The 26,882-nt window shown below is 69.1% G+C and carries 25 protein-coding genes and 2 pseudogenes; 6 read left to right on the forward strand and 21 right to left on the reverse strand.

All coding sequences use genetic code 11. From position 1 onward, the window contains the following. Positions 1-90: 90 nt before the first annotated feature. The 8 genes from FB600_RS15795 to FB600_RS15830 all read right to left on the reverse strand — a co-directional run bounded on the left by FB600_RS15795 (position 91) and on the right by FB600_RS15830 (position 8,174). On the reverse strand, positions 91-1,959 hold the full coding sequence (locus FB600_RS15795) for a prolyl oligopeptidase family serine peptidase (RefSeq protein WP_145756982.1): 1,869 nt from the start codon (positions 1,957-1,959) through the stop codon (positions 91-93). Then, on the reverse strand, positions 1,928-3,124 hold the full coding sequence (pqqE, locus tag FB600_RS15800; protein ID WP_098151425.1) for a pyrroloquinoline quinone biosynthesis protein PqqE: 1,197 nt from the start codon (positions 3,122-3,124) through the stop codon (positions 1,928-1,930). The genes FB600_RS15795 and pqqE overlap by 32 nt, the downstream gene beginning before the upstream one ends. Next, positions 3,124-3,399: a pyrroloquinoline quinone biosynthesis peptide chaperone PqqD gene (gene pqqD, locus FB600_RS15805; protein WP_013691665.1), complete on the reverse strand. Its 276-nt coding sequence runs from the start codon at positions 3,397-3,399 to the stop codon at positions 3,124-3,126. Before pqqD ends, pqqE begins: the two co-directional genes overlap by 1 nt. Further along, positions 3,396-4,148, reverse strand: coding sequence for a pyrroloquinoline-quinone synthase PqqC (gene pqqC, locus FB600_RS15810; RefSeq protein WP_145756981.1), 753 nt, complete (start codon positions 4,146-4,148; stop codon positions 3,396-3,398). Before pqqC ends, pqqD begins: the two co-directional genes overlap by 4 nt. Before the next feature lie 108 nt (positions 4,149-4,256). Next, positions 4,257-5,168, reverse strand: coding sequence for a pyrroloquinoline quinone biosynthesis protein PqqB (gene pqqB, locus FB600_RS15815; RefSeq protein ID WP_145756980.1), 912 nt, complete (start codon positions 5,166-5,168; stop codon positions 4,257-4,259). 107 nt (positions 5,169-5,275) lie between these two features. Further along, positions 5,276-5,353, reverse strand: coding sequence for a pyrroloquinoline quinone precursor peptide PqqA (gene pqqA / locus FB600_RS38080; RefSeq protein WP_013691668.1), 78 nt, complete (start codon positions 5,351-5,353; stop codon positions 5,276-5,278). Between the two features lie 326 nt (positions 5,354-5,679). Next, the gene (locus FB600_RS15825; RefSeq protein ID WP_145756979.1) at positions 5,680-6,690 is read right to left on the reverse strand and encodes an NAD(P)H-quinone oxidoreductase; all 1,011 of its coding nucleotides are present in this window, start codon (positions 6,688-6,690) and stop codon (positions 5,680-5,682) included. Between the two features lie 44 nt (positions 6,691-6,734). Further along, complete coding sequence (locus tag FB600_RS15830; protein ID WP_096752944.1) at positions 6,735-8,174, reverse strand: NAD-dependent succinate-semialdehyde dehydrogenase; 1,440 nt, start codon at positions 8,172-8,174, stop codon at positions 6,735-6,737. 304 nt (positions 8,175-8,478) lie between these two features. On the opposite strand from FB600_RS15830, the gene FB600_RS15835 reads away from it, so the two are divergent. Beyond that, the gene (locus FB600_RS15835; RefSeq protein ID WP_096752107.1) at positions 8,479-9,423 is read left to right on the forward strand and encodes a LysR family transcriptional regulator; all 945 of its coding nucleotides are present in this window, start codon (positions 8,479-8,481) and stop codon (positions 9,421-9,423) included. A 70-nt stretch (positions 9,424-9,493) separates the two neighbouring features. Then, the gene (locus tag FB600_RS15840) at positions 9,494-9,769 is read left to right on the forward strand and encodes a DUF2164 domain-containing protein (RefSeq protein ID WP_013691672.1); all 276 of its coding nucleotides are present in this window, start codon (positions 9,494-9,496) and stop codon (positions 9,767-9,769) included. A gap of 54 nt (positions 9,770-9,823) precedes the next feature. Here the strand turns inward: FB600_RS15840 and FB600_RS15845 are convergent, their stop codons facing one another. Then, on the reverse strand, positions 9,824-10,309 hold the full coding sequence (locus FB600_RS15845) for a LysR family transcriptional regulator (RefSeq protein ID WP_145756978.1): 486 nt from the start codon (positions 10,307-10,309) through the stop codon (positions 9,824-9,826). A gap of 175 nt (positions 10,310-10,484) precedes the next feature. On the opposite strand from FB600_RS15845, the gene FB600_RS15850 reads away from it, so the two are divergent. Beyond that, positions 10,485-11,183 carry a type 1 glutamine amidotransferase domain-containing protein gene (locus tag FB600_RS15850; RefSeq protein WP_261383397.1) on the forward strand — a complete coding sequence of 233 codons (699 nt, stop codon included), beginning with the start codon at positions 10,485-10,487 and terminating at the stop codon, positions 11,181-11,183. 90 nt (positions 11,184-11,273) lie between these two features. On the opposite strand, the pseudogene gcvA reads toward FB600_RS15850, so the two are convergent. Then, a pseudogene (gene gcvA, locus FB600_RS15855) lies at positions 11,274-12,187 on the reverse strand (transcriptional regulator GcvA). 150 nt (positions 12,188-12,337) lie between these two features. Further along, positions 12,338-13,327, reverse strand: a complete 990-nt coding sequence (locus FB600_RS15860) for an alpha/beta fold hydrolase (protein WP_145756977.1) — start codon at positions 13,325-13,327, stop codon at positions 12,338-12,340. A gap of 164 nt (positions 13,328-13,491) precedes the next feature. On the opposite strand from FB600_RS15860, the gene FB600_RS15865 reads away from it, so the two are divergent. Beyond that, positions 13,492-14,076 carry a CGNR zinc finger domain-containing protein gene (locus FB600_RS15865; protein ID WP_017919494.1) on the forward strand — a complete coding sequence of 195 codons (585 nt, stop codon included), beginning with the start codon at positions 13,492-13,494 and terminating at the stop codon, positions 14,074-14,076. Between the two features lie 125 nt (positions 14,077-14,201). Here FB600_RS15865 and FB600_RS15870 read toward each other — a convergent pair whose 3' ends face one another. Then, the gene (locus tag FB600_RS15870) at positions 14,202-14,906 is read right to left on the reverse strand and encodes an SDR family NAD(P)-dependent oxidoreductase (protein ID WP_244116161.1); all 705 of its coding nucleotides are present in this window, start codon (positions 14,904-14,906) and stop codon (positions 14,202-14,204) included. Positions 14,907-15,237: 331 nt separating this feature from the next. Between FB600_RS15870 and FB600_RS15875 the strand changes: the two genes are divergently transcribed. Continuing rightward, complete coding sequence (locus tag FB600_RS15875) at positions 15,238-16,149, forward strand: DMT family transporter (protein ID WP_096752112.1); 912 nt, start codon at positions 15,238-15,240, stop codon at positions 16,147-16,149. 52 nt (positions 16,150-16,201) lie between these two features. Here the strand turns inward: FB600_RS15875 and FB600_RS15880 are convergent, their stop codons facing one another. The 7 genes from FB600_RS15880 to FB600_RS15910 form a co-directional block, all read right to left on the reverse strand. Continuing rightward, entirely contained in the window at positions 16,202-17,689 is a 1,488-nt protein-coding gene (locus tag FB600_RS15880; RefSeq protein WP_145756976.1) for a M81 family metallopeptidase, read from the reverse strand. After that, a complete protein-coding gene (locus tag FB600_RS15885; RefSeq protein ID WP_145756975.1) occupies positions 17,689-18,996 on the reverse strand; it encodes a Zn-dependent hydrolase in 1,308 nt (435 codons plus the stop codon). The genes FB600_RS15880 and FB600_RS15885 overlap by 1 nt, the downstream gene beginning before the upstream one ends. A 32-nt stretch (positions 18,997-19,028) precedes the next feature. Then, positions 19,029-19,730, reverse strand: coding sequence for an ABC transporter ATP-binding protein (locus tag FB600_RS15890; protein WP_096752115.1), 702 nt, complete (start codon positions 19,728-19,730; stop codon positions 19,029-19,031). After that, positions 19,727-20,494 carry an ABC transporter ATP-binding protein gene (locus FB600_RS15895; RefSeq protein WP_036055210.1) on the reverse strand — a complete coding sequence of 256 codons (768 nt, stop codon included), beginning with the start codon at positions 20,492-20,494 and terminating at the stop codon, positions 19,727-19,729. Before FB600_RS15895 ends, FB600_RS15890 begins: the two co-directional genes overlap by 4 nt. After that, on the reverse strand, positions 20,491-21,552 hold the full coding sequence (locus tag FB600_RS15900) for a branched-chain amino acid ABC transporter permease (protein WP_145756974.1): 1,062 nt from the start codon (positions 21,550-21,552) through the stop codon (positions 20,491-20,493). The genes FB600_RS15895 and FB600_RS15900 overlap by 4 nt, the downstream gene beginning before the upstream one ends. Beyond that, entirely contained in the window at positions 21,549-22,409 is an 861-nt protein-coding gene (locus tag FB600_RS15905) for a branched-chain amino acid ABC transporter permease (RefSeq protein WP_013691685.1), read from the reverse strand. Before FB600_RS15905 ends, FB600_RS15900 begins: the two co-directional genes overlap by 4 nt. A 79-nt stretch (positions 22,410-22,488) precedes the next feature. Beyond that, the gene (locus tag FB600_RS15910; protein ID WP_145756973.1) at positions 22,489-23,697 is read right to left on the reverse strand and encodes an ABC transporter substrate-binding protein; all 1,209 of its coding nucleotides are present in this window, start codon (positions 23,695-23,697) and stop codon (positions 22,489-22,491) included. A gap of 236 nt (positions 23,698-23,933) precedes the next feature. Between FB600_RS15910 and FB600_RS15915 the strand changes: the two genes are divergently transcribed. Next, positions 23,934-24,782 carry a FadR/GntR family transcriptional regulator gene (locus tag FB600_RS15915; RefSeq protein WP_013691687.1) on the forward strand — a complete coding sequence of 283 codons (849 nt, stop codon included), beginning with the start codon at positions 23,934-23,936 and terminating at the stop codon, positions 24,780-24,782. A 140-nt stretch (positions 24,783-24,922) separates the two neighbouring features. Here FB600_RS15915 and FB600_RS15920 read toward each other — a convergent pair. Both FB600_RS15920 and FB600_RS37225 read right to left on the reverse strand, forming a co-directional pair. Continuing rightward, positions 24,923-26,041: pseudogene (locus tag FB600_RS15920) on the reverse strand (IS3 family transposase). Positions 26,042-26,309: 268 nt separating this feature from the next. Then, a complete protein-coding gene (locus FB600_RS37225) occupies positions 26,310-26,876 on the reverse strand; it encodes a hypothetical protein (protein WP_186029672.1) in 567 nt (188 codons plus the stop codon). Positions 26,877-26,882 lie beyond the last annotated feature (6 nt).

Genomic DNA, 26,882 nt, shown 5'->3' on the forward strand with positions numbered 1-26,882 from the left:
CGCCGGAGCGATTCCCCGGAATCGCTCCGCGCACAGTGCAAAGGCCGCCCTCGGGCGGCCTTTGTTCATTGCGGCGACATTCTTCCGCGCTCAGATCTCGCCGTCGAGGATGCGCCGGTAGAACGCGTGCTCGGCCTCGAGCGAATGCGCCTGGTTCACCGCGCGCCGGAAGCCGTGGCGCTCGTCGGCGTAGTAATGCACCTCGTTCGGCACGCGGTTCGCGTCGAGCGCCTCGGCCATGCTGCGCGTCTGGTCGGGCGTGACCACCGCGTCGAGCTCGCCCTGGAAGAACACCACCGGCGCGCGGATCTGGTCGGCATGGACCAGCGGCGTGCGCGCCAGGTAGCGCTCGCGATCGGCCACCGGATCGCCGATCAGCCAGCGCAGGTAGCGCGCCTCGAACTTGTGCGTGTGCGCGTCGAGCTGCAGGGGATCGCTCACGCCATACAGGCTCGCGCCGCCGCGGAACACGTCGCGGAACGCCAGCGCGCAGAGCGCCGTGTAGCCGCCCGCGCTGCCGCCGCGGATGAAGGCGCGCCGCGGGTCCACCAGGCCCTGCGCCGCCAGGTGCTCGACCAGCGCGCAGGCATCGTCGACATCGGCCACGCCCCAGGTCAGGTGCAGCGCCTGGCGGAACGCACGGCCGTAGCCGCTGCTGCCGCGGTAGTTGAGCAGCGCGATCGCGAAGCCGCGCTGCACCCAGTATTCGAAGCGCGGGCTGAACACGGGATGGCTGACCGAGGTCGGGCCGCCGTGCACGAACACCACCACCGGCGGCGGCTCGGCGGACGCGCCGTCGCTCGCCACCTGCTCAGCGGCGGGCAGGTACAGGTAGCCATGGGCATCGCGATCGCCGCTGCGAAAGCGCAGCGGCAGCGGCCGCGTGATCCGCTCGACCGGCACCAGCGGCGCGACCTCGCGCAATACCTCGACACGACGCTCGCGCCGGTCGATCGCGAGGATCGCGGCCGGGCATTCGGGCGAGGCGGCGAGGCAGTAGCAATGCGTCTCGTCGGCGGCCAGTTGCTGGAACAGGCTGTATTCCGGCGCGATCCGCGTCAGCGTGCCGTCGGCCGCGCGCAGGCCGAGGCGGCCCCAGCCCTCGTCGAACCAGGTCGTGAACAGTTCGCCGCCCGCCAGCGGCAGCCAGCTCGACGCACCGAGCTGCCAGGGTGCGCCCGCGTGATCGCCGGCCTCGGCCGGCAGCGCCACCAGGCGCTCGCCCTCCAGCCGCCACGGCTGCCAGAAGCCGGCGCGATCGCTCAGGCAGACCAGCCGGCCCTCGGCGTCGAAGCCGGGCTGCTGCAGGGCTTCGTCGTCGCCCTCGCCCGCGAGGGTCCGTTCGTCGAGCACGCCGCCGTCGGCCGCGTAGCGACGCAGCTTGAGGCGTGTGGCGGTCCAGGGCTGATGCGGATGCTGCCACTCGATCCAGGCCAGTTGCCGGCCGTCGGCGCTCAGCACCGGCGCGGCGTAGAAATCGGCGCCCTCCGCCAGCAGCTCGCGCGAGCCGTCGTACAGGCCGATCGAGACCAGCCGATGCGTGTCGCCCTCCTCCTCGACGGCCAGGATCCGCCCGCGCGCGTGACGCAGCGCGCCGTAGCGCAAGCCTTCCGCCGTGAGCGGCTCGGGCGCGGCCAGGCTGCCGGGCGCGAAGCGGTAGATGCGCTGGTCGCGCTCGTTGACGAACACCACCTGCTCGCCGGCCAGGCAGAACGCGCCGCCGCCGTATTCATAGACGCGGCCGCGCGCGCTGAAGCCGTCGGGGCTGACGGCCTCGATCACGCCGTCGCGCGCGCGCCAGATCCGGCACATCGCGTCGGCCGGATCGTACTCGGTCCAGAACACGCCGGCCGGGCCGGCCTGCAGTTCGACGAAGTCGCGGCCGGCGGCCACGGCCTCGGCGGCGGTGAGGCGCGCACGCGGCGCGTCATGGCTTGAGTCGGCGGGATTCCTTGGCATTGCGGAAGATCAGCGGATGGGAGGTGGTCGGCCGGGGCTGCACGGCTTCGTCGCGCGCGCGCAGGATCACCGGGTGATAGGGCGACTTGCCGCAAACCGGGTCCGCGTTCGCGGCATCGCCGGTCAGCATGTAGGCCTGGCAGCGGCAGCCGCCGAAATCCTTCTGCTTCTCGTCGCAGGAGCGGCAGGGCTCGGGCATCCAGTCCTCGCCGCGGAAGCGGTTGAAGCCGAACGAGTCGTACCAGATGTGGCGCAGGTCGTGCTCGCGCACGTTCGGGAACGCGATCGGCAACTGCCGCGCGCCGTGGCAGGGCAGCGCCGTGCCGTCGGGCGTGACGGTCAGGAAGATGCTGCCCCAGCCGCTCATGCAGGCCTTGGGCCGTTCCTCGTAGTAATCGGGCGTGACGAAGATCAGCTTGCAGGGATGGTTCTGCGCGGCCAGCTTCTCGCGGTAGTCGTTGGTGATGCGCTCGGCCCGCGCGAGCTGCTCGCGGGTGGGCAGCAGCGCCTCGCGGTTCAGGTAGGCCCAGCCGTAGAACTGGCAGGTCGCCAGCTCGACGAAATCCGCCTCGAGCGCGATGCACAGCTCGATGATGCGGTCGATGTGGTCGATGTTGTAGCGGTGCGTGACGAAGTTCAGCACCATCGGATAACCATGCGCCTTCACCGCGCGCGCCATCGCCAGCTTGTGCGCGAAGGCCTTGTCCGAGCCCGCCAGCATGTTGTTGACCTGCTCGTCGCTGGATTGGAAGCTGATCTGGATGTGGTCGAGCCCGGCGCGCTCGAAGGCGTCGAGCTTGGCTTCGTCCAGGCCGATCCCGGAGGTGATCAGGTTGGTGTAGTAGCCGAGCCGGCGCGCCTCGGCGATCAGCTCGGGCAGGTCGGGGCGCACCAGCGGTTCGCCGCCCGAGAAGCCGATCTGCGCGGCGCCCATCGCGCGCGCCTCGCCCATCACACGCACCCAGTCGGCGGTGCCCAGCTCCTCGCCCTGCCGCGCGAAGTCGAGCGGGTTGGAGCAATACGGGCACTGCAGCGGGCAGCGATAGGTCACTTCCGCGAGCAGCCACAGCGGCAGCCCGACGGGCGCGGCCGGGGCCGGCGATGCCGCCGGGCTGGCCTGCGTGCCGGCCGCGACGGCCGTCGCGCTGTCGATGACCTCGTTCATCAGGCCAGCTCGATCCAGTGCTTGTCGAGCGCGACCAGCATGAACTGCTCGACATCCTCGCCGAGCTCGGGCACGCCCGGGAACCGCGCGTCGAGTTCGGCGACGATGGCCGCCACGCTGCGCTGGCCGTCGATCAGCGCGCCGATCGCGGCCGCGCTTTCATTCAGCTTGATCATGCCTTCGGGATAGAGCAGCACGTGCGCGTCCTGCGCCGGCTCGAACTGGAAGCGATAACCGCGGCGCCAGGCCGGCGTGCGTTGTCGGTCGAAACTCATGGCGCGATTCCCTTGTGCCAGACGCGGTCGGCGGTGACGGTGTGATAGGGCGGACGATTCAGCTCGTAGGCCATCGACATGGCATCGAGCATGGTCCACAGGATGTCGAGCTTGAACTGCAGGATCTCCAGCATACGCTGCTGCGATTCGAACGTCGTGTAGTGCTGGAGCGTGATCTGCAGGCCGTGCTCGACGTCGCGGCGGGCCTGGCCCAGCCGCGAGCGGAAGTATTCGTAGCCGCTCGGATCGATCCACGGATAGTGGCGCGGCCAGGTATCGAGCCGCGATTGATGGATCTGCGGCGCGAACAGCTCGGTCAGCGAGCTGCTGGCCGCTTCCTGCCAGCTCGCGCGGCGCGCGAAGTTGACATAGGCGTCGACAGCAAAACGCACGCCCGGCAGCACCAGCTCCTGCGAGCGCAACTGCTCGGGATCGAGCCCGACGGCCTGCCCCAGGCGCAGCCAGGCCTCGATGCCGCCGTCCTCGCCGGGCGCGCCGTCGTGGTCGAGCAGGCGCTGGATCCACTGGCGGCGCACTTCGCGATCGGGACAGTTGGCGAGGATCGCCGCGTCCTTCATCGGGATGTTGACCTGGTAGTAGAAGCGGTTGGCCACCCAGCCCTGGATCTGCTCGCGCGTGGCGCGGCCTTCGTACATCGCGACGTGATACGGGTGATGGATATGGTAGTAGGCGCCTTTGGCGCGCAATGCCTGCTCGAACTGCTCAGGACTCAGGGCGGTCTGGCTCATGATGGCTTGCATTCCGGTTTCGATACGGGCGGGCCCGCGGGAGTGGCGCAGCAAAACGCGGCGCGGCGGCGGGCGGCAAACCCGCGCCGCGCGCCGCCGCGACGGCGTTCAGAGATCGATGCGCATGCCGTCGAACGCGACCTCGACCTGCCGGCGCGCGAGTTCCGCGCGCTCGGGCGACCGCTCGTCGAGGATCGGGTTGGTGTTGTTGATGTGGGTGAGGATCTTGCGCTGCGCGGGGAAGCGCTCGAGCACCTCGAGCATGCCGCCGGGGCCGCTCTGCGCCAGATGGCCCATCTGGCGGCCGGTGCGCGTGCCCACGCCGCGCCGCTGCATCTCGTCGTCGTGCCAGAGCGTGCCGTCCACCAGCAGGCAATCGGCCTGCGCCATGCGCGCGGCCAGCGCCTCGTCGACGGCGCCCAGGCCCGGCGCGTAGAACAGCTTGCCGCCGCTGCGCGCGTCCTCGATCACCAGCCCGATGTTGTCGCCGGGATGCGGATCGTGACGATGCGGCGAATACGGCGGCGCCGCGCTTTGCAGCACGAAGGGCGTGAAGCGCAGGTTCGGGCAGGCGGCGATCGTGAAGGCGCGATCCGGCTCGACCGGGTTCCAGCGCAGCCCGCCGTTCCAGTGCGAGAGCATGGTGAACAGCGGAAAGCCGGTGCTGAGGTCCTCGTGGACCATGTCGGTGCACCAGACGTCGAGCGGGCAGCCCTCGCGCAGGCTCAGCAGGCCCGTGGTGTGATCGATCTGGCTGTCCATCAGCACGATCGCGGCGATGCCGGTGTCGCGCAGCGCGCGGCCCGGCTGGAACGGCGCGAACTGCTGGAGCTGGGCGCGGATGTCGGGCGAGGCATTGCAGAGCACCCAGGAGACGCCGTCGTCGGAAATCGCGATCGACGATTGGGTGCGCGCCCTGGCCTCGACGCTGCCGTCACGGAAGCCGGCGCAGTTCGCGCAGTTGCAGTTCCATTGCGGAAAGCCGCCGCCGGCCGCGGAGCCGAGGATCTGTATGTGCATGCCTGAATTCGGTGAGGAGCCGGCCACCGCGAGCGGGCGACGGCCGGCCACAAGAAAAATAGCCCCGGCGAACCGAGGCTAGATATGGCCTTGGGAGAGGCTTCGAATCAACGATTCGAGATGTACATCGTGATTTCGAAACCGAGGCGCAGGTCGGTGTAGGCAGGCTTGATCCACTTGGACATGGCAGATTCTCCATTCGGGCGATATGGGCAGCCCGGCGCGAGGCCGGGCACGGGAAGACCGAGGAACAAAAAACGCGCTCGCGGCGAAGACCGCGCGGTCGCGTTTTTATCCCGGAAAGGTCCGAGGGCAATCCTACCACTTTGTACGGTCTGACGAATTCCGGCGCCCGGTGCGCGATCCGGCCCCGCTGTCGGCCATGTCGCGCGCGGCTTCGGCTCGCGGTGGCGAACCGGAGCCCATCACGTCCGGGACGACGCCGGCAACGAGGCGGGCGCCGGCCGGATAGACCGTTAGTTGCACATCGATATCGAAACCATGCCTGTGATTAAGCCGCCGGCACGAGATCCCCGTCGCCCATCGTCAGGATGATCTTGCCGACGTTGGCCGCGCTTTCCATCCGGCGATGCGCGTCGGCCGCGCGCGCCAGCGGGAAGGTGCTGTCGACCACCGGCTCCAGGCTCGCGCCGCCCGAGAAACGTTCGAGCCAGTGCTCGCGAAAGCGCCGCACCATCGCATGCTTCTCGACCTGCGGCCGCGATTTCATCACCGTGCCGAGGATCTGCAGATGGCGGTACAGGATCCGCTCCAGCTCGACGCCGACCTTGCCGCCGCCGCCGAGGATGCCGACCTGCACCAGCCGGCCGCCATGGCCGAGCGCGCCGAGGTTGCGCTCGAAATACGGCGCGCCGATGAAGTCGATCACCACGTCGACGCCGCGCCCCTCGGTGGTCCGCGCGATCACCTCGCCGAAATCCTCGGCGCGGTAGTCGATCGCGTGATCGGCACCGAGCTGCACGACGCGTTCGAGCTTCGGCGCGTCGGCCGTCGCGAAAATCCTCGCGCCGCTCGCGTAGGCCAGTTGCACGGCCGCCGAGCCCACGCCGCCCGCCGCCGCGTGGATCAGCACCGAATCGCCGCGTTGCAGCCGGCCCAGGTGGATCAGCGCCTCGTGCGCGGTGACGAACACCTCGGGGATCGCGGCCGCGTGCACGTCGTCGAGCGCGGCCGGCACCGGCATCGCCATCCGGTAGTCGATGCGCGCGATCTCGGCGTAGGCGCCGCCGCCCACCACGCCCATCACGCGATCGCCGACGCGATAGCCGCTCGTTTGATCGCCGATGGCGATCACCTCGCCGGCGATCTCCAGCCCCATCAGCGTCGAATCGCCGAAGTCGGGCCGGCCGTAGCCGCCGCGCCGATGGGTGAGATCGGCGCGGTTGACGCCGGCCGCGCGCACGCGCACCAGCAGGTCGGTCGCGCGCAGTTCGGGCGCCGGCACCTCGTCGAGTCGCAGCACCTCGGCGTCGCCGAATTCCTTGAAGACAATCGCTTTCATGATCGGGTTTCCCGGTTCGATGGTTGAAGGGTTTCGCGGGCCGCTCAGGCCTGGCTGATGAACTTGCGGGTCAGGTAGGGCTCGATGCCCTCGGCGCCGCCTTCCGAGCCGTGCCCGCTTTCCTTGAGCCCGCCGAACGGCAGCTCGGTCGCGACGATCCGGTACTGGTTGATGCCGATCATCCCCGCCTCCAGCCCGTCGCCGACGTCGAGCGCGGTGCGCGCGCTGGCGGTGAATGCATAGGCGGACAAGCCGTAAGGCAGGCGGTTGGCCTCGGCCAGGCCGTCTTCCAGCGTGTCGAAGGGCATCAGCACCGCGATCGGGCCGAACGGCTCCTCGTGCATCACGCGCGCCTCGGGCGGCACGTCGGCCAGCACGGTCGGCTCGAAGAAGAAACCCTCGCCCTCGATGCGGCGGCCGCCCGCCAGCAGCGTGGCGCCGCGTTCCAGCGCGTCGGCCACCAGCGCCTCGATCTTGGCGAGCTGCCGCGCATTGGCGAGCGGCCCGACCTGGGTGCCGGGCGCGAGGCCGTCGCCCACCTTCAGCGCGCGCGCCGCCTGCGCGAAGCGCTCGGCGAACGCGGCATACGCGCCGCGCTGGACCAGGAAGCGTGTCGACGAGATGCAGACCTGGCCGGTGCCGCGAAAGCGGTTCGCGGCACCCTCCACGGCCGCGCGCTCGACATCGGCGTCGTCGAACACCAGCACCGGGCCGTGGCCGCCCAGCTCCAGCGTGATCGGCTTGACGCCCTCGGCCGCGCGCGCCGACAGCAGGCGCCCGATCGGCCCCGAGCCGGTGAAGGTCACCTTGCGGATCACGGGCGAGGCGATCAGCCGGCGCGACACCTCGTCGGGCACGCCGAACACCACCTGCAGCACGCCCTTGGGCAGGCCCGCGTCGTCCAGCGCGCGCGCCAGGGCCAGCGCGGTGGCGGGGCTTTCCTCGCCGGGCTTGAGGATCACGCTGCAGCCCGCGGCCAGCGCCGCCGACAGCTTGCGCGAGGGGGTAATCGCCGGGAAGTTCCAGGGCGTGAAGGCCGCCACCGGCCCGATCGGCTGGCGCTTGACGAGCTGCTGCACGCCGGGACGGTTGGACGGCACCACGCGGCCGTCGATGCGGCGCGCCTCCTCGGCGAACCATTCGAAATACTCGGCCGCGCGCAGCACCTCGTCGCGCGCCTCGGCCAGCGGCTTGCCTTCCTCCAGCGTGAGCAGGGTCGAGATCCGTTCGGCGCGCTCGCGGATCAATTCGGCCGCGCGCTTGAGCACACGCGCCCGCTCGGCCGGCACCGCGCGGCGCCAGACCGTGAAGGCCGTCTCGGCCGCGGCGAGGGCGCGATCGAGATCGGCCGCGGTGGCCAGCGGCACGCGGCCGATCTCGCCGCCGTCGGCGGGATTGATCACGGTCGCGGTATCGCGGCCCTCGGCCGGCAGCCATTGGCCGTCGATGAACAGGTACAGCGGTTCGTAGGCGGGATGCGTCATCACAGGCTCCATTCAGTTGTCCGGATCGATTCGTCTGGCGATCGATCGGCGCGCGGTTCGCGAAAACATCGTCGGTCCGGTGCCGCCGTCACGCGGCAGCGCCGAACCATGGAGCCAAGTCTAGGGAGGCCGGCCGCCGTGGGTTAGCCGTTCGAAAGGGAAACAGTCTTGTCTGGCACAGCAGAATAAAGTCGGGCAAACGGCTTGCCGGAACTCCGAGCCGAATCCATCATGCTGGCTCGCGGGCCGGCCCCGTGCCCGGCGGCCGGGCCCGCGTGTTCCACAACCGCAAGCGGGAGCGTCGATGGACAAGTTCCACAACATGTCGGTATTCGCCAAGGTGGTCGAGATGGGCAGCTTCACCGCCGTGGCGAACCACCTCGACACCACGGTCGGCAACATCTCGCGCGCCGTCTCGACGCTGGAGGAGGCGCTGAACACGCGCCTGCTGCATCGCTCGACGCGGCGCCTGACCATCACCGATGCCGGCCGGCGATTCTACGAACGCAGCGCGGCGATCCTCGCCGATCTCGAACATGCCGAGGCCGAGGCGCGGGACGCGCTGCTGGAGCCGCGCGGCCTGCTGCGCGTGCATTGCGTGCCGGGGCTGGGGCGCGATCTGGTGACGCGCGCGGTGCTGGCCTATCGCGAGGCCTTCCCGCAGGTCACCGTCGACCTGCGGCTGTCGCAACGCATGCCGAACCTGCTCGAGGACCAGCTCGACATCTCGATCGTGATCGCGCGCGCGTTACCCGATTCGGCCTACGTGAGCCAGCAGGTCGGCACCAGCCACTGCGTGCTGGCCGCCTCGCCCGCCTATCTCGCCGCGCATCCGGCGCCCGAGCGGCCCGAGGACCTGGTCGACCATCGCTGCGTGCTGCTCGGCACGGTCGACTACGCGCCCGACGTCTGGCAGCTGGAGGGCGCGGGCGGCGAGACGGTGTTCCGCCCAACCGGCCCGCACTTCAGCGTCAACGACATGGAGGCGATGGGCACCGCGCTGGAGGCCGGCGCGGGGATCGGCCTGCTGGCCGGCTACGCGGCGCTCGACGCGCTGCGCGCGGGCCGCCTGCAGCGCGTGCTGCCCGGTTATCACACCTGGCGGCGCAATGTATTCGTGATGTATTCGTCGCGGCAGTTCGTCGACGCGCGCATCAAGCGCTTCGTCGAGTTCGTGCGGCAGCATGTGGGCGAGCCGCTGGAAGCCTGCGCGCAAGAGCTCGGCATCGCGTCGGCGGCGGCGGCCTGAGCGACGAACCGGCCCGCGCGCGGCATGCGCTAAGATCGTCCGCTCCCGCCTCTCACCGTCGCGAGCCCGCATGAGCATCGAACTGACCAAGGAAGACCGCGCCCAGGCGATCGCCTCCCTCCAGCGCTATTTCGAGCAGAACATGGAGGAGCCGATCGGCAACGTCACGGCCGGCGCGCTGCTGGCCTTCTTCCTGGACGAGGTCGGCCCGGCGATCTACAACCGCGCCGTGGCCGACGCGCAGGAGCACATGCAGCGGCGCGTCTCCGAGCTCGACTTCGAGGTGCACGAGGACGAGTTCCCTTATTGGTCGAAGCAGGCCTCGAAGGGCAAACCGCGCAAGTAGGCCGCGCGGCGCGACGCCCCTAAAGCCCCCAAACCCTCGCCGCCGCGCGCCGCGCTAGCCCACCGGAAGCGGCACCGGCCCCTCGCAGGCGTCGAGCGCCTCGCAGAGCGCGTCGTACACGATCCGCACGCCCACGTCGATCTGCTCGTCGACCACGTCGGCGACCACCTCCGAAAGCCGCACGTCGATCGCCAGCCCCGCATGCGCCGCGAGCAGCGGCGCCAGCGCGCGCACCACCCAGCGCCGGCCCAGCACGCCGGGCGCCGCGATCCGCACCACGCCCTCGATCGCCTCGGGCTCGCCGGCCTCGCGCGTCTCGAAGATCCGGTCGATACCGGCGATCGCCTCCGCCGCTTGCTCGGCGAGGCTCGCGCCGAACGCGCTCAGGCGCACGCCGCGCGTGCTGCGATGGAACAGCGGCTCGCCCAGCTCGGCCTCGAGCTGCCCGATCACGCGCGTGATCACCTGCGGCGAGACACGCGCAGCGCTTCGAGCCGATTCATTGCCTGCTCCCTGGAAGGATCGCGGCGACGGCAGCATGCCATTCCGTCGACCGGAATTGAGAAATCGTGTTCGCTTCATTTACGCACCGGCCGGCCGGCGCGCAAAGTGCGGGCCATCGAATGCGCGTCTCGATCGACGACGGCCCGGCCACGGGCCGTCCGCCCATCAACGGCGCCTCGCCACCTCGCGAGGCGCCAGCACAGGACACACCATGCGCAACATTCTGATGATTCTATCGGCCGCCAAGGCCTGGACACAAAAGGACGGCAGCCAGCGCCCGACCGGCTTCTGGGCCGAGGAATTCGTCGCGCCGCACCAGGCGCTGACGGCGGCCGGCTGCGCGATCACGGTCGCCACGCCGGGCGGCAAGCCGGCCGTGGTCGATGCGCTGAGCCTGTCGATCGAGGTCAATCACGGCGATGCGGCCAAGGTCGCCGAACTCACGGCCTACCTCGACACGCAGGCCGACACGCTGCGCGCGCCGCGCCCGCTGGCGAAGATCGAGCTGGGCGGCTTCGACGCGGTGTTCGTGCCGGGCGGCCACGGGCCGATGCAGGACCTGGCCGTCGACGCCGACACGGGCCGCCTGCTGGCCGCCGCGATCGCCGATCCCGGCAAGCTGGTGGCTGCCGTCTGCCATGGCCAGGCCGCCCTGCTCGCGGCCGGCGACGCCACCGCCTGGGCGTTCCGCGGCCGCCGGCTGACCGGCTTCTCGAACGTCGAGGAAACCCAGACGGGACTCGCCGCGAACGCCCTGGCTGCTGGAGGACCGGCTGCGCGCGGCCAGCGCCGCGTTCGAGGCCGGCGCGCCATGGAGCGAATTCGTGGTGGTGGACGGCAATCTCGTCACCGGGCAGAACCCGGCCTCGGCGGGCGCCACGGCGCGTGCGGTACTGGCCTGGCTGGATGAGCGCAACGCGGGCTGACAGCCGCGCCGGATGACGTAAAGCGCCTCGCCGCAGGCGGCGTGGGAGCCGGCACGAGAGACGGCCGCCGCTCGCTAGGCGCCCACCTCGGCGAGCAGCCACTCGCGGAACGCCACCACCGGCGCCTCGTTCTCGCGCCCCTTGCGATGCACGAGGTAGTAGGCCAGCTCGCAGGTCTGCTCGGTCTCGAACGGCTTCACCAGCCGCCCCTCGGCCAGGTCTCGCTCGACCAGCGAGGTCCGGCCGAGCGCCACGCCGTTGCCCGAGATCGCGGCCTGGTAGGCCGACGAGGAATCGTTGAGCTGCAGGCCGCGATCGCAGTCGACCTGGTTCGCGTAGCCGGCCTTGCGCAGCCATGAGCGCCAGGTCGGGAACACGCCGAAGTCGCTCATCGAGGTGTCGTGGATCAGCCGGTGATGGCGCAGCTCGGCGGGGCTGGTCAGCGCATGCTCGCCCTCGAGCAGCGCGGGGCTGCAGACCGGGAAGAAATCGTCGCGCAGCAGGTAGGTGGACACCAGGTCGGGCCAGTTGCCGGCGCCGTAGCGGATCGCCACGTCGACGCGTTCGGCCGTCAGGTCGACCAGGTGCCGGCTCATGTCGATACGCAGGTCGTAATAGGGATGCTGGACCTGGAGCGACTCGACGCGCCAAAGCAGCCAGCGGTCGGCGAAGGCCGGCGGCACCGTCACGGTGAACACGATCCGCGACTTGCTCGCGCGCAGCCGCTCGACCGCCGTGGACAGCAGGTCGAAGCCGCCCTGCAGTTCCGGCAGCGCCGCGCGCGCGCGGCATCGGTCAGCGTCAGCCGCGACGGGCCTGACGAGGCGCGATGGAACAGCTCCACGTCGAGATAGCTCTCCAGCCCGCGAATCAACTGCCCGACCGCGGCCGGCGTCACATTCAGCTCGGCCGCCGCGGCCGGGTAGCTCAGGTGCCGAGCCACCGCTTCGAAGGCGCGCAGGGTATTCAGGTTGTTCGGGGCTCGCATGATCCGCTCGTGACCGGGTACCGATGGTGCGATGGATTCTCGCAGCGGCTTCCGGGCCGGTCAATCGGCGCGCAGGTACGACAAGACGCGGCACGCCGATCGCTCGACCTGCCGCGTCCCGCTTCATTGCTTCGTCATCGCCTCACGCGTTCAACGGCGCGGCACGTTGCGGTCGAGGAAGTGGTGGATCACCGGCGCGATGTCGGCAATGTTGGTTTCCAGCGCGAAGTGGCCGGTATCGTAGAAATGCACCTCGGCCTTCGGCAAGTCGCGCTTGAAGGCTTCCGCGCCCGGCGGCAGGAAGAACGGATCGTTCTTGCCCCACACGGCCAGCACCGGCGGCTGGTACTTGCGGAAATAGGCCTGGAATTCCGGGTAGCGCGCCACGTTGCTCGCGTAGTCGCCGAACAGGTCGAGCTGGATCTCGTCGTTGCCGGGGCGCGCGACGAAGGCGGCGTCCAGCGTATAAGCCTCGGGCGCGACCTGGTCCGGGTCCTTCACGCCATGCGTGTATTGCCACTTGATCGCCTCGGGCTTGAGGAACTCGCGCAGCGCATCGCGGTTTTCCTGGGTGGGATCCTTCCAGTACTTCTGGATCGGGTTCCAGCCGTCGCTCAGGCCCTCGACATAGGCATTGCCGTTCTGCGTGACGATCGCCGTCACGCGCTCCGGATGCGCCACCGCCAGGCGCCAGCCCACCGGCGCGCCGTAGTCGAACACCTGCAGCACGTACTTGTCGAGATGCAGGGTTTCGGTGAAGTGGTCGATGGTCTGCGCGAGATGATCGAAGGTGTAGGCGTAATGCGCGCGATCGGGGCTCTGCGTGAAGCCGAAGCCCGGCAGGTCCGGCGCGATCACGTGATAGCGGTCGGCCAGGCGCGGAATCAGCTCGCGATACATGAAGGACGAGGTCGGGAAGCCGTGCAGCAGCAGGATAGTGGGCGCCGACGGGTTGCCGGCCTCGCGGTAGAACACCCTCACGTCGTCGACCTGAACGTAGTGGTGGCTCACCACCGGCGCGGCCGCCGCGCCCGCCGCCGCCGTCGCCGCCGTCGCGGCCTGGGCCGTCGCGCCGCCCGCCAGCCCTTCCACCACGCCGAACGTCATCAGCGCCCCCATCAATACCTGCTTGATCTTCATGGCAAAACCTCCGTTGGTCGAAAGATCCGCGTGCCGGCCAGCGGGTGCCCTCGCACCCTCTGTAACCGTCAACATCGTTTTTAAAGGTTACGTAGCGCATGAGTAACCTGTCAACAGATTTTTTATGAGTTACAATCCGTCCATCGACTTTCCGGGAGTTCAGGATGAGCACCGCAAGCCCGGCCGGCGGCTCGACGGCCCTGTTCATAGGCGACGATCTCGCCCTCGATTTCATCAACACGCGCTACGGCATCGGCGAGGCGCGCACCGACGTGCTGGCCAGCGACGCCAGCGTGATCGACTGGCTCAGGCAAGCCGGCGCGCTACCGGCCGGCCATGCAGGCCCGGCCCCGGCCGGCCTGCGCGAGGCGGCGCTGGCGCTGCGCGACGCGGCGCGGCAGTTGGTGGAGAAGCGCCAGGAAGGCAAATGGGGCGACCCGGCCGCGCTGAACCGCGTGCTCGCCTCGGGTAGCCATCACCTGGAGCTGCAATGGAAAAAGGGCGGCGAACCCGAGCTGGTGTCGCGCCGCACCGACCTGAACGCGACGGCCGCGCTGCTGCCGGTGGCCGAGGCGCTGGCGAAGCTGCTGGCCGAGGCCGACTTCGGGCTGGTGCGCAAGTGCGAGTGCGAGGACTGCACGCTGATGTTCCATGACCGCACCAAGTCGCATCGGCGCCGCTGGTGCAGCATGGCCTTGTGCGGCAACCGCATGAAGGTGGCCGCGTATCGGGCGCGGCAGAAGGCCTGAGGCGTCGAAGCCGTTGCCCGGCGATACATCGGATGTGGAAAAGCCGGTCCAGGTGGACCGGCTTTTCTCGTTCGAGGCGCGGGCCGATCGGCGCGCGCCTTGCGCTCGCCGGATCGCCACCGACCTCAGATCTGCGACAGCCCGCCGTCGACCACCAGTTCGGCGCCCGTCACGTAGGACGCGTCGTCGCTGGCGAGGAACAGCGCCGCCTTCGCGACTTCCGCAGCCGAGCCGATCCGCTTGAGCGGCACGGCGGCAGCCAGCGCCTCGCCCGACTTCTTCAGGTCGGCTTCGGGGATGCCCATCTTGGTGGCGAAGGGCGTGTCGATCGGGCCGGGGCTCACCGCATTGACGCGGATGCCGCGCGGCGCGAGTTCGGCGCCGAGCGCACGCACCAGCGAGCGCACCGCGGCCTTGGTCGCCGACAGGATCGACAGGCCCGGCGTGCCGACCTCGTTGAGGAACGAGGTGGTGACCACCACGCTGGCGCCGTCCACCAGATGCGGCGCCGCCTTACGGATCGTGAAGAACAGGCCCGTCACGTTCAGCGAGAACTGCGCCTCGATCTGCTCCGGCGTGACCGCTTCGAGCGGCGCGGCCTTGCCCGCGCCGGCGTTGGCATAGACCACGTCGATCCGGCCATGCGTCTCGACCACTTCGGCGATCGCACGGTCGATCTGCGCCGGGTCGCGCAGGTCGACGCGCAGCGCGGTGGCCTGGGCGCCCAGTTCGCGCTCAGCGTCCTTCAGGCGCGCCTCGTTGGTGCAGAACACCACGACCTTCGCGCCTTCCAGTCCGATGCCCGAAGTGCCGCCCGTGATCACTGCCACCTTGTTCGCCAGCTTCGTGATGATGCTCCTTTGAGTCGGTCGAGAGGGCTTGTTTCGGCGGGGCTCGGGCGCTTCCCGTTGGCTCAACTATCATCGCCGGGGCCCGGGCGCGTCGAACGAGAAGATCTGGCGAGGCCGGCAAGAAAAACTATTCGGGGCGGCGAGAAGCCTTGCCGGGCATGGGTTTTCAAACAGGCCCGCGCCACCGCGAAGCGCGCCTTCGAGCATCGCCTGGCCGTTTCGCGACAACATCTGCCCAGGTGGCGTCAGACAGCCGCGCCGGGCACGACGCACGATGACGATCCGTTTTCCGTCATGCCGGAGTGCCTCGATGAAACCACCCGCCTTCCTCTTCCCGCTCGGCGCGATCCTGCTGTGGGCCGGCAATGTCGCCGTCTCCAAGCTCTCGGCCAGCGCCATCGATCCGTCCGCGATCACCTTCTATCGCCTGCTGCTCGCGATCGCGCTGATGTGCAGCTTCACGCTGCGCCCGGCCTGGCGCAATCGCGCGGCGATCGTCGCGCAATGGCCGAAGCTGGCCCTGCTCGGCTTCCTGGCGATGGCGCTGTTCCAGAGCCTGTCCTACGAGGCCGCCAAGACCACCAGCGCCACCAACATGGCGATCATCACCGCCCTGGTGCCGCTGATGACGATGGCGCTCGGCTCGGCCCTGCTCGGCGAGACGCCGGCGCCGGGCATGGTGGCGGGCGGGCTGGTCTCGCTGGCGGGGGTGGTCTGGCTGATCACGCGCGGCGCGCCGCAAAGCCTGCTGGCGCGCGGCGTGCAGCCGGGCGACCTGCTGATGATCGGCGCGGCGGCGGCCTACGCGCTTTACGGCGTGCTGCTCAAGCGCTGGCGGATCGCCCTGCCGGTCTGGCAGTCGACCCTGGTGCAGGCCTGCGCCGCGGCAGTCTGCATGGTGCCGATGATGCTGCGGCTGCCGCACGGCGCGGCCGTGCCGACGCGCGCCAGCCTGCCGCTGATCCTCTACGCGGGCGGGCTGGCCTCGGTGGTGCTGCCGGCGCTCTGGCTGGAAGGCGTGCGCCGGCTCGGGCCGAGCCGCTGCGCGATGTTCATGAACCTGCTGCCGGTGGCCACGGCGCTGCTCGCGATCGGCTGGCTCGGCGAATCGCTGCAGGCCTATCACCTGGTGGGCGGGGGCATCGCGCTGGCGGGCGTGCTGGCCGCGCAGACGCTGAAGGGCAAGGAGAATGTCGCGCGCGGCGGCGCGACGTCGTCGTGAGGGAGGGCTTGCCGGGCCGGCCGCGAAACGGCACCGGCCCGGCAGGCGACGCTCAGCGCGCCGCCCAGCTGGTGTCCGCGTCGAGCGGATAAACGGGCCGCACCAGATGCCGGTAGTCGAACAATCCGTAATCCGAACCAGTCACGCCGCGGCTGTCGCATTCGACCAGGCCCGCCGAGATCGGCACGAACACCGGCCGGCAGTACATGCGCGACTTCAGCAACAGGAAACGCGCGCGGCGCGGATCGACGCCGACGCTCTCGAACACGCCCAGATCCCAGGGTTCGTGGGTGCGCTCGGTGATCACCAGCACCGCCGCGCCGATGTCGAGCACGGCCGCGCGGCCCATGTGCGCGCGCTGGCCGGTATAGGTCGGCCCGGTGATGGTGTATTCGCCGTCGGTGAGCGCCAGCACCGTGCCGCGCGCCATTAAGGGCGCGCGTTGCGAGCCGTCGCGCGCCGGCCGCTTGTTGCCGACCGGCAGCGTGACGCTCGCGCCGACGCCGGCCTCGTTGAGCACCGCCACCGCCTCGGGATCACAGAGCGGCCCGCTGACGAGGCCGTCGAGCCCCTGCGCCAGCGCGGCCTCGAGCAGGTCCATGGTGTCGCAGGTGCCGCCCGACATGCAGTTGTCGCCGTGGTCGAGCAGCAGCACCGGCTTCTCGGCGCCCCGCGCGAGCGCCAGCGCCTCGGCCACCGACTCGGCCAGCGGCGGGCTGCGGTAGACGAAGGCGTCGCGCTCGTCCCAGATCGCGGCGGCGATCCGCGCGGCCACCGCCTCGGCCTGCGCCGCGTCGCCGTCGCCGACCACCACCACGCTGATGCAGGGCGCCGCGATATCGGCCAGCGAGAAGCCGGCCAGGATCGACACCGCCAGCATGCCCTCGGCCTCGGCCGCGCGCGCCGCCGCCACCGCGCGCTGCATCGCGCCCTCGGCGGTGGCGCTGCGCAGCGTCGAGCTGAGCAGCGGCGGCCGCCGCCAGGCCAGCACCGGCCGGGCTCGGCCGTTGAGCGTGTGGAACAGCAGCCGCGCCGCGTGCTCGCCGGTCTCGTACATGTCGACGTGCGGATAGGTCTTGAAGCTGACGATGATGTCGGCGTGGTCGATCATCGCCTGCGTGACGTTGCCGTGCAGGTCCAGCGCGACGGCGATCGGCACGCCCGGCAACGCGGCGCGCACGCGCGCCAGCAGTTCGCCCTCGCCGTCGGGCGTGCTCTCGGCCACCATCGCGCCGTGCAGGTCGAGCATCACCGCGTCGCAGCCCGGCGCGGCGGCCACGATCGCCTCGCAGATCGCGGCATAGGCCTCGGCCGCCACCGGCCCGCTCGGGTTCGCGCCGGCCGAGATCGGCGTGACCACCTCGGCGCCGGCCGCCTCGGCCGCGTCGATGAAGGCCGCCATCGCGGTGCGCATGCCCTTGTTGTCGCGATAGGCCTCGGCGCCGTAGCTCGGCCCGTTCGCGCCGAACGCGGCCAGCGGCGTGGGCACCGGCGAAAAGGTATTGGTCTCGTGGTTCATCCGCGCGATCAGGATCCGCATCACGCGCCCTCCACGCCGGCGGCCGCCCCGGCCGGGGCCAGGCCCGCGGCCTCGAGCATCGCGTGCAGCAGCACGTTGCAGCCGGCTTCCAGGTGCTCGGGGCTCGCGTCCTCGATCTCGTTGTGGCTGATGCCGTCCTTGCAGGGCACGAAGATCATCGCGGCCGGCGCCACGCGCGCCAGGTACACCGCGTCGTGGCCGGCGCCGCTGACGATGTCCATCGCCGACAACCCCAGCCGCGCCGCGCCCTCGCGCACCGCGCCCACCAGCTTGGCGTCGAAGGGCTGCGGCGGGAAATACACCACCTGCTCGACATCGATCGTCATCGCCGCCTCGGTGCCGGCCTGCGCGCAGGCTTCGCGCAGCGCGGCGTCCATCGCGCCCAGGGTGGCGTCGTCGGGCGCGCGCAGGTCGACGGTGAGCGTCACGCGGCCCGGGATCACGTTGCGCGAATTCGGATGAACGTCGACCCAGCCCACCGTGCCGCGCGCATGCGGCGCGTGCGAACGCGCGATGCGGTTGACCGCGGCGATCAACGCGGCGGCCGGCAGCAGCGCGTCGCGGCGCAGCTCCATCGGCGTCGGGCCGGCATGCGCCTCCATGCCGTGGATCGTCACGTCGTACCAGCGCTGGCCGAGCGCGGCCCGCACCACGCCGATGGTGGTCTGGTTGGCCTCCAGCACCGGCCCCTGCTCGATATGCGCCTCGAAATAGGCGCCCACCGGATGCGGGCCGGCGGCCTCGCCGGCATAACCGATCGCGGCCAGCGCCTCGCGCACCGACACGCCCTCGCGGTCGCGCTGGTCGAGCGCGTGATCGAGCGTGAAGGCGCCGGCGAACACGCCCGAGCCCATCATCACCGGCACGAAACGCGAGCCCTCCTCGTTGGTCCAGACCGCCACCTCGAGCGGCGCGAGCGTGCGCAGGCCCGCGTCGGCCAGGGTGCGCAGCACCTCCAGCCCGGCCAGCACGCCGTAGTTGCCGTCGAACTTGCCGCCGGTGGGCTGGGTGTCGATATGGCTGCCCGTCATCACGGGCGGCAGGTCCTCGCGCAGGCCGGCGCGGCGCGCGAACACATTGCCGATCGCATCCACGCGCACCGTGCAGCCGATCTCTCGCGCCCAGGCCGAGAAGCGGTCGCGCGCGAGCCGGTCGAGCTCGGTCAGCGCGAGGCGGCACACGCCGCCCTTGTCGGTCGCGCCGATCCGCGCGAGCTGCATCAGGCTGTCCCACAGCCGCGCGCCGTTCACGCGCAGGGCCGGCGCGGCGTCCTCGCGCGCGCCGCGGGGGGTATCCAGAACTTGCATCGATGTGTCCTCGGTTGGCGGGGCGGCGTCGCTCAGGCGACGCCGACGCCCAGGTAACGGTCGCGCACCGACTGGTCCGCGAGAAAGGCCGCGTTGCCGCCCTGGTAGACGATCGCGCCCTGCTCGATCACGTAATGGCGATCGGCGAGCTGGGTGCAGACCTCCAGGTTCTGCTCGACCAGCAGGATCGCCACGCCGGCCGCCTTGATCAGCTTGAGCTGGGCCACGATCTCCTCGACGATCACCGGCGCCAGGCCCTCGACCGGCTCGTCGAGCATCAACAGGCGCGGCCGGTTCATCAGCGCGCGGCCGATCGCCAGCATCTGCTGCTCGCCGCCCGAGAGCTGCGCGCCGCCGTTGCGGCGCCGTTCCTTCAGGCGCGGGAAGATCCGGTAGATGTCCTCCAGTTGCCACGGCGAATCGCGCCGCGCGCCGAGCCGCAGGTTCTCCTCCACCGTCAGCAGCCGGAAGATGCCGCGATGCTCGGGCACGAAGCACACGCCGCGCGCGGCGATCCGATGCGGCGCGAGGCCCGCCAGCGCGGCGCCATCGAAGCTCACCCGGCCCTGGCGCGGCGCCACCACCCCGGCGATCGCCTTCAGCGTGGTGGACTTGCCGGCGCCGTTGCGGCCCAGCAGGGTGACCGTCTCGCCCTCGCCGATCGTCATCGACACGCCCTGCAGCACGTGGCTCTTGCCGTAGTAGCCGTGCACCGCGTCGAGTTCGAGCATCATGCGCGGCCTCCCGTGATCATGTTGCCGAGATAGGCGCGGCGCACCCGCTCGTCGGCGCGGATCGCGTCGGGCTTGCCCTCCACCAGCACGCGGCCCTGCTGCATCACCGTGATGGTGTCCGAGATGTCCATCACGATCCCCATGTTGTGCTCGATCAGCACCACCGTGTAGTCGTCGCGCAGGCCGCGGATCAGCGTCTTCATGTCGTCCAGGTCGTCGATGCCCATCCCCGAGGTGGGCTCGTCGAGGAAGATCGCGCGCGGCTTCGCGGCCAGCGCCATGCCGACCTCCAGCCGCCGCTGCTGGCCGTGCGAGAGCGCGCTGGCGGCGCTGCCGGCGAAGCGCTGCAGCGCCAGCCGCTCGATCACCGCGTCGATCGTCTCGCGTTGCGCGAGCGCGCCGCGCGGCGGCGTCCAGGGGTTGAAGGCGCGGCGCGCCTCGACGCCCTGCGCGGCGATGCGCAGGTTCTCGCGCACCGACAGGTTCGGAAACAGGCTGGTGACCTGGAACGAGCGCGCGATGCCACGCCGCACGCGGCGGTGATCGGGCTCGCGCGTGACGTCGGCGCCGTCGAACAGGATGCGGCCCGCGCTGATCGGCACGGTGCCGGTCAGCACATGGAACAGGGTGGTCTTGCCGGCGCCGTTCGGGCCGATCACCGAATGCACGGTGCGCGGCGCGATGCGCAGGTCCACGCCGCCCAGCGCGGTGAACTTGCCGTAGCGCTTGACGATGCCGCTCGCCTCGAGAATCGCCTCGCTCATGCCTGCCTCCCTTGATCCTTGCGGCCGCGCAGCGCGGCCACGATGCGCTCGCCCAGCCCCCACAGGCCGCGCTGCATGAACAGGCTCACGGCGATCAGCACCAGGCCGAGCAGCAGCAGCCAGCGCGGCCACAGCGTCGAGAGCCAGTCCGAGAACAGCACGTAGAACACCGCGCCCAGCACCGAGGCGAACAGCTTGCCGGTGCCGCCGATCACGGTGGTCACCAGGATCATCTCGCTGGTGTGGTAGTCGATGTTGGACAGCGGCGCGATGCCCGTCATCAGCGCATGCAGCGCGCCGGCCAGGCCCGTCACCGCACCCGACAGCACGAAGGCCAGCAGCTTGAAGCGCGGCACGTCGTAGCCGACCGCGGCGGCGCGTGCCTCGTTGTCGCGAATCGCCAGCAAGGTGCGGCCGAACACCGACAGCGTCACGCGCCGCAGCAGCCAGAACGCCGCCACGAACAGCACCGCCACGAAGCCGTAGAACTGCCAGGGCGTGGCCAGCGGCAGCAGCGTGTGGCCGGCGATCGACAGCGCCGGGCGCGGGATGTCGAGCAGGCCGTTGTCGCCGCCGGTGAGCTCCGGCGTGGTGTAGGCGAGGAAGTAGAACAACTGCCCGAAGGCCAGCGTCAGCATCACGAAGTAGGTGCCGCGCTGGCGGATCGAGAACCAGCCCACCACGGCGGCGGCCAGCGCCCCGATCGCGACGGCGGCCGCCAGCGCGAGCGGCAGGGGCAGCGCGAAGCGCGTCAGCACGATGCCGGCGGTGTAGCTGCCCAGGCCGAAGAAGATGCCCTGGCCGAACGAGAGCAGGCCCGTGTAGCCGAGCAGCAGGTTGCAGCCGAGGGCGGCCAGCGCATAGACCAGCACCTCGGTGGCCAGCGAGCCGGAATTGAGCGCCAGCGGCAGCGCGCAGGCCACCGCGATCGCCAGCCAGGTCTCGTCATGGCGGCGCCAGATGCCGCGCGGAGCGGCGCCGTCGACGGCCATGTCGGGCATCTCTGCCGCCTCGTCCTGGCGCGGCGCGGCCACCAGCGGTTTCGAACCGTCGATCATGCGGCCCTCCCGAGCAAGCCGTTGGGACGCAGCAGCAGCACGGCCGCCATCGCCACGTAGATCATCAGCCGCGCGCCCTCGGGCCACAGCGTGCTCATCACGCTCTGCACGATGCCGACCAGCAGGCCGCCCACCAGCGCGCCGAGGAAGTTGCCCATGCCGCCGACCACCACCACCACGAAGGCGACGCCGAGCGCCTCGATGCCCATGAAGGGATCGACGCCGCGGATCGGCGCGGCCAGCACCCCGGCCAGCGCGGCGGTGGCGGCGCCCAGCGCGAACACCAGGCTGAACACGCGCGACACGTTGATGCCGAGCAGGGACACCATCTCGGCCGCCTCGCTGCCGGCGCGCACCGTGCTGCCCAGCCGCGTGCCTTCCAGCAGCCACCAGAGCAGCGCGGCCAGCACCGCGGTGAAGCCGATCACGAACAGCCGGTACTTCGGATAGACGAAGCTGCCCCAGATCACCACGCCGTCGAGCGAGGCCGGCACCGCCACGTTGTCGCCGAGCGGGCCCCAGACGAGGATCGCGCATTCCTGCAGCACCAGCGCGAGGCCGACCGTGACGAGGATGTGGAATTCATGGGCCTGCGCGTAGACGTGGCGCAGCACCAGCTTCTCGACCAGCCAGGCGAAGGCGCCCACCGCGAGCGGCACCAGCAGCAGCGCGACCCAGAAGTTCGCTTCCCATTGCAGCGCCTGGTAGCAGAAGTAGGCGCCCAGCAGGTAGAAGGCGCCGTGCGCGAAATTCACGAAGCGCAGCAGGCCGAACACGATCGACAGGCCGACGGCGAGCAGGAAGTACAGCATCCCGACGCCGATGCCGTTGACGATCTGCAGCAGATAGACATTCATGGCAGGGAGGATCCGCAGGAAGGGAAGGCGGCACCGGGCGCCGCCTTCGTCGTGTCGTCGTATCGTCTCGCGGGCGGCGTCAGCCGAGCTTGCAGCCGGTCTTGTCGGCGGCCAGGAAGGACTGGCCGGAGCTGACGATGTCGGCGTAGTCGTCGGCGTTCTTCATGCGGTTCTTCGCCTTGCCCTTGAGCAGGTAGTAGTTCTTCAGCACCTGGTGATCGGCGCGGCGCACTTCCTCGGGGCCGGTGAGGCCGTCGTACTTCATGCCCTCCAGCGTGGCGATCACCTTCTTCGGATCGGTGCTGCCGGCCTTGAGCATGCCGTCGAGCAGGATCTTGGTGCAGATGTAGGAGCCCGCCAGGCTGTAGTTCGGGTTGGCGTGGAAGGTCGCGTTGGCGCGTTTGACGAGATCGCGATTGAGCGGCGAATCGATGCCGTGCCAATACTGCGCGCCGAAATACACGCCGTCGCAGAGATCCGCGCCGAGCGTCTCGAACTGCTCCAGGCCCGAGGCCCAGGCCATCAGGACCGTGCAGTTGCGCTTCATGCCGAAGCTGACCGCCTGGCGCAGCGTGTCCGAGGACTGCGAGCCGAAGTTCAGGATCAGCAGCACGTCGGGCTTGGCGGCGACGGCGTTGGTCAGGTAGCCGCTGAATTCCTTCTCGGCCAGCGAGTGATAGCTGTTGCCGACGTGCTGGATGCCGGCTTCCTGGAACACCGCCTTGGCGGCCGACAGCAAGCCGTCGCCGAACACGTATTGCGGCGTGATGGTGTACCAGCGCTTCGCGTTCGGCAGCATCTTGATCAGCGGGCGCACGGTCTGCTCGATCGCCCCGAAGGTCGGCACCGACCAGCGGAAGGTGGCGCTGTTGCAGTCCTTGCCGGTGATCTCGTCGGCGCCCGCGGTGGTGATGAACACGCCGCCGGCCTTCTCCACTTCCTTGCCCATCGCCAGCGATTCGGAGGACAGGATGCCGCCCGCGAAGTAGCGCACGCCCTTCTGCTGCGCGACTTCCTGCACCCGGCGCACCGCCGTGGCCGGCTTGCCCTCGGTGTCGAGCGTGACGTAGGACAGCGGCGAGCCGAGCACCTGGCCGTATTGCTGCACGGCCAGCTTCATGCCGAGGTCGGCGTACTTGCCGTTGGCCGCGAACGGGCCCGACATCGGCACCGGGCAGGCCAGCTCGAGCGGCGCGCCGGCGGCGAACGCGGCACGGGAGGCAAGGGCGCCGAGCGCACCCGGCATGGCCGACGCGGCGGCCAGTTTCAACAGTTCACGGCGATTCAAGTCGATGCTCCTTCGGGGATGGACGCTCGCGAGCCGGCCGGCTGCCGATCGCTCGGGCCGCCTCGCTCGGGCGGCCATCGGTTCATCCTATTTATCATGATAAATAGGATGAACATGATCCTAGGTATGTCAAAATCCACTGTCAATCAGGCAAAATTCGCTACCGCGAACCGGCCACCGCCACCGCGCGCAACGCGGCCGGCAGGCGCCGCCAGAACAGGAAGGGAGTCAGGAAGATGGGCATGGAGCGAGCGAAAGCGGCTGTCGCGGTCGAGATCAAGCAGCAGAAGCGCGCGGATCTGGTCGCCGAGGAAATCAAGCGGCTGATCACCGAGAAGGACCTGAAGCCGGGCGATCGGCTGCCGCGCGAAGCCGAGCTGCAGCAGCTCTATTCGGTCAGCAAGAGCACCGTGCGCGAGGCGCTGAAGTCGCTCGAGGTGCAGGGGCTCATCAAGGTGACCACCGGCCCCGGCGGCGGCGGGATGGTGGTGGAGGTGCCGCTGGACCGCACCCTGCAGCTGCTGCAGAACTACCTGTTCTTCAAGGACGTGTCGATCGACGATATCTACACGGTGCGCAAGCTGCTGGAGCCGGAGCTGGCGGCCGGCGCGGTGCCGCACCTGACCGAGCGCGACTTCGCCGCGCTGGAAGCCAACATCGCCTGCTGCGACGGCGCGGCCGGGCCGCACGATCGCGGCAACCTGGTGCGCCAGCGGCAGGAGGACATGACCTTCCACGACATCCTCGCGTCGGCCAACCCGAACCCGTTCCTGCGCTTCACCTGCGAGCTGATCAACGAAATGATCCGGCAGTTGATCGAATTCCGGAACGACACGCCGCTGGCCGAGCACAAGCGTTTCGGCGAGGCCAACGTGTCGATCCATCGCGCCATCACCGAGGCGGCGCGGGCGCGTGATGTGGAGAAGGTGCGCGCGCTGATGGTGGAGCACATGACCGAGGCGCCCAAGCATGTGAAGCGCATGAAGGGCAAGCTGCGCGGGCGGCTGATCCTCGATTCGGAGATCCGCAAGCGCGTGAGGGCGCGGATGGCTGTGCCGGTGGGGGAAGGTGAGGGGGAAGGCTGAGGCGGGTGGGTTGGTGGTGAAAAATAGATGTCTTGATGCCGTTCAGTCGCTTCGCTGAACGGCGTTTTTTTGGATGGTGCACTTGGCATGTGAATGGATCGAACCGGGGCCTGTGACCTGCCTGATTTCTTCGGGCCATTTCAATCTTGGAGAACGGCCTCGGTTGCTTCAGTTGAACAATACCGCTGCTTGAACTCGTTGGGCGTCAGATAGGCCAGGCTCGAATGCGGCCGGATGGCATTGTAGTGACGCCGCCACTGCTCGATCACAACCTTCGCTTCCGTGCGCGTTCGAAACCATTCAAGGCTCAGGCATTCATCTCGGAACTTGCCGTTGAAGCTCTCGTCCGCGCCGTTCTGCCAAGGTTTGCCGGGATCGCTGAGCGCCATGTCCATGCCGTTTTGTGCCGCCCACTTCAGGATGGCCCGCGATACGAACTCCGGGCCGTTGTCCGAACGCAGGTAACGTGGCGCACCGTGCAAGCTGACCAGCCGTGACAACACTTCGATCACCCGCCCCGAGCGAATCGACCCCGCCACATCGATGGCCAGGCATTCGCGCGTGTATTCGTCGATCACCGTCAGACACTTCAACTGCCGGCCGTTGGCGCAGCATCGAACACAAAGTCATAGGCCCAGACATGCCGGGCCGTCGTGGCAGGCTGAGGCCGCGGGCGATGCACTGATACTCGCCGGCGTGGGCGTTTGCGAGGCACTTGCAAGCCCGCGAGCCGCCACAGTCGCCAAGCCCGGTCGGCGCTCATCGGATGGCCTTGCCGATCCAGAAAAATCTGGATGCGGCGGTAACCGTAGCGCGGATATTGTGCCGATAAAACACACATCGCCGCCAGCACCGGCGCATCACGCCCAGCCAGCCTCGACTCGTAATTCAGGGCCGACCTCGCGACCGACATCAGCGCGCACGCTCGCCGCTCCGACAGACCACGCGCTTTCGCGTAGGCAACCTGCTGACGGCGAGCGGGCGCTCACCATTTTTTTGCGTTGATCTCCTTCATCACATCAAGTTCGAGATCACGCTCGGCCAGCATCTTCTTCAGTCGCGCGTTTTCCTGCTCGAGCTGCTTCAGGCGCTTCACATCAGCGGCGTCCATCCCGCCGAAATGCTGACGCCAGTTATAGATCGTCTGCTCGCTGATCCCGTGCTTCTTCGACACCTGTCAGCATTTCGGCGACCGGCGCCTTGTCTGCCTCGCGCAGGATCGTGACCATTTGCTCTTCGGTGAACCGGCTCTTCTTCATGACTTCCTTTCTCCGTTGGAAGCCATTCTCTCAAGTTTCAACTGGTCCGAAAATCACCGGGCAGGTCAATCGCAGTGCCGAATTTAGTTATCAATGCCTGCTTTCAGCTTATCTATACCATTGAATTTCTCCAGGTAGAAAAGCTCAAACTTCAACGCGCCGAAGACGCTCTCCATCGCGGCATTGTCGAGATAATTATGCCCCTCGCTCTGAGTGCGCTCGGATAGACATCAAGGACCGCTTGCAAATAGGCGATGCGACAGATCCATCAAGACAAAATTCGCGCGAGCGCGTCGGGGTTTCCGACCGCTAACAAACCAACCTCGGGATCATCAAAAAATCCAATGCGTTGAAACGCGATGCCGCCACACTGCGCGATCATTTCGATAAGATCTGCATCATCATTCCATTGTCCGGTCCATCCAAACGGCCGCGCGAATGGCTTCTCGACGCCTTTCGGTTGAGCGACGACATAGGTGCATGCGCGCGGTGGCATCGTGAGCGGCACGATCGTCAAGACCGATTCATCAAGACGGACAGCCCCGAAAGACTTCAACTTTCCTTCGCCCTCGATTGCGTATTCGAGGCGGTCAGCGATAGCGTCAAAAGCTATGCCTTGCGCTTTTAGCGTCCGATAACGCACGATTCTCGTGTCTGGTTGCCAAGCCGTGTCGCCGATAAGCAACCATATTTCATGGGTCGGCAGCCGCGCTGTGATCTGGGAAAACACCGAATTCAGGACTTGCCGGAATGGCTCAACACCTGAATTGCGCGCCACGGTCCATTCAGCCGTTGCCAGATGAATGGCACTTGAAAACACATCCCGTCGCAACATGACAAG

Origin of the sequence: Burkholderia sp. SJZ089 (genome assembly GCF_007828315.1) — a bacterium.
Classification (GTDB): domain Bacteria; phylum Pseudomonadota; class Gammaproteobacteria; order Burkholderiales; family Burkholderiaceae; genus Burkholderia; species Burkholderia gladioli.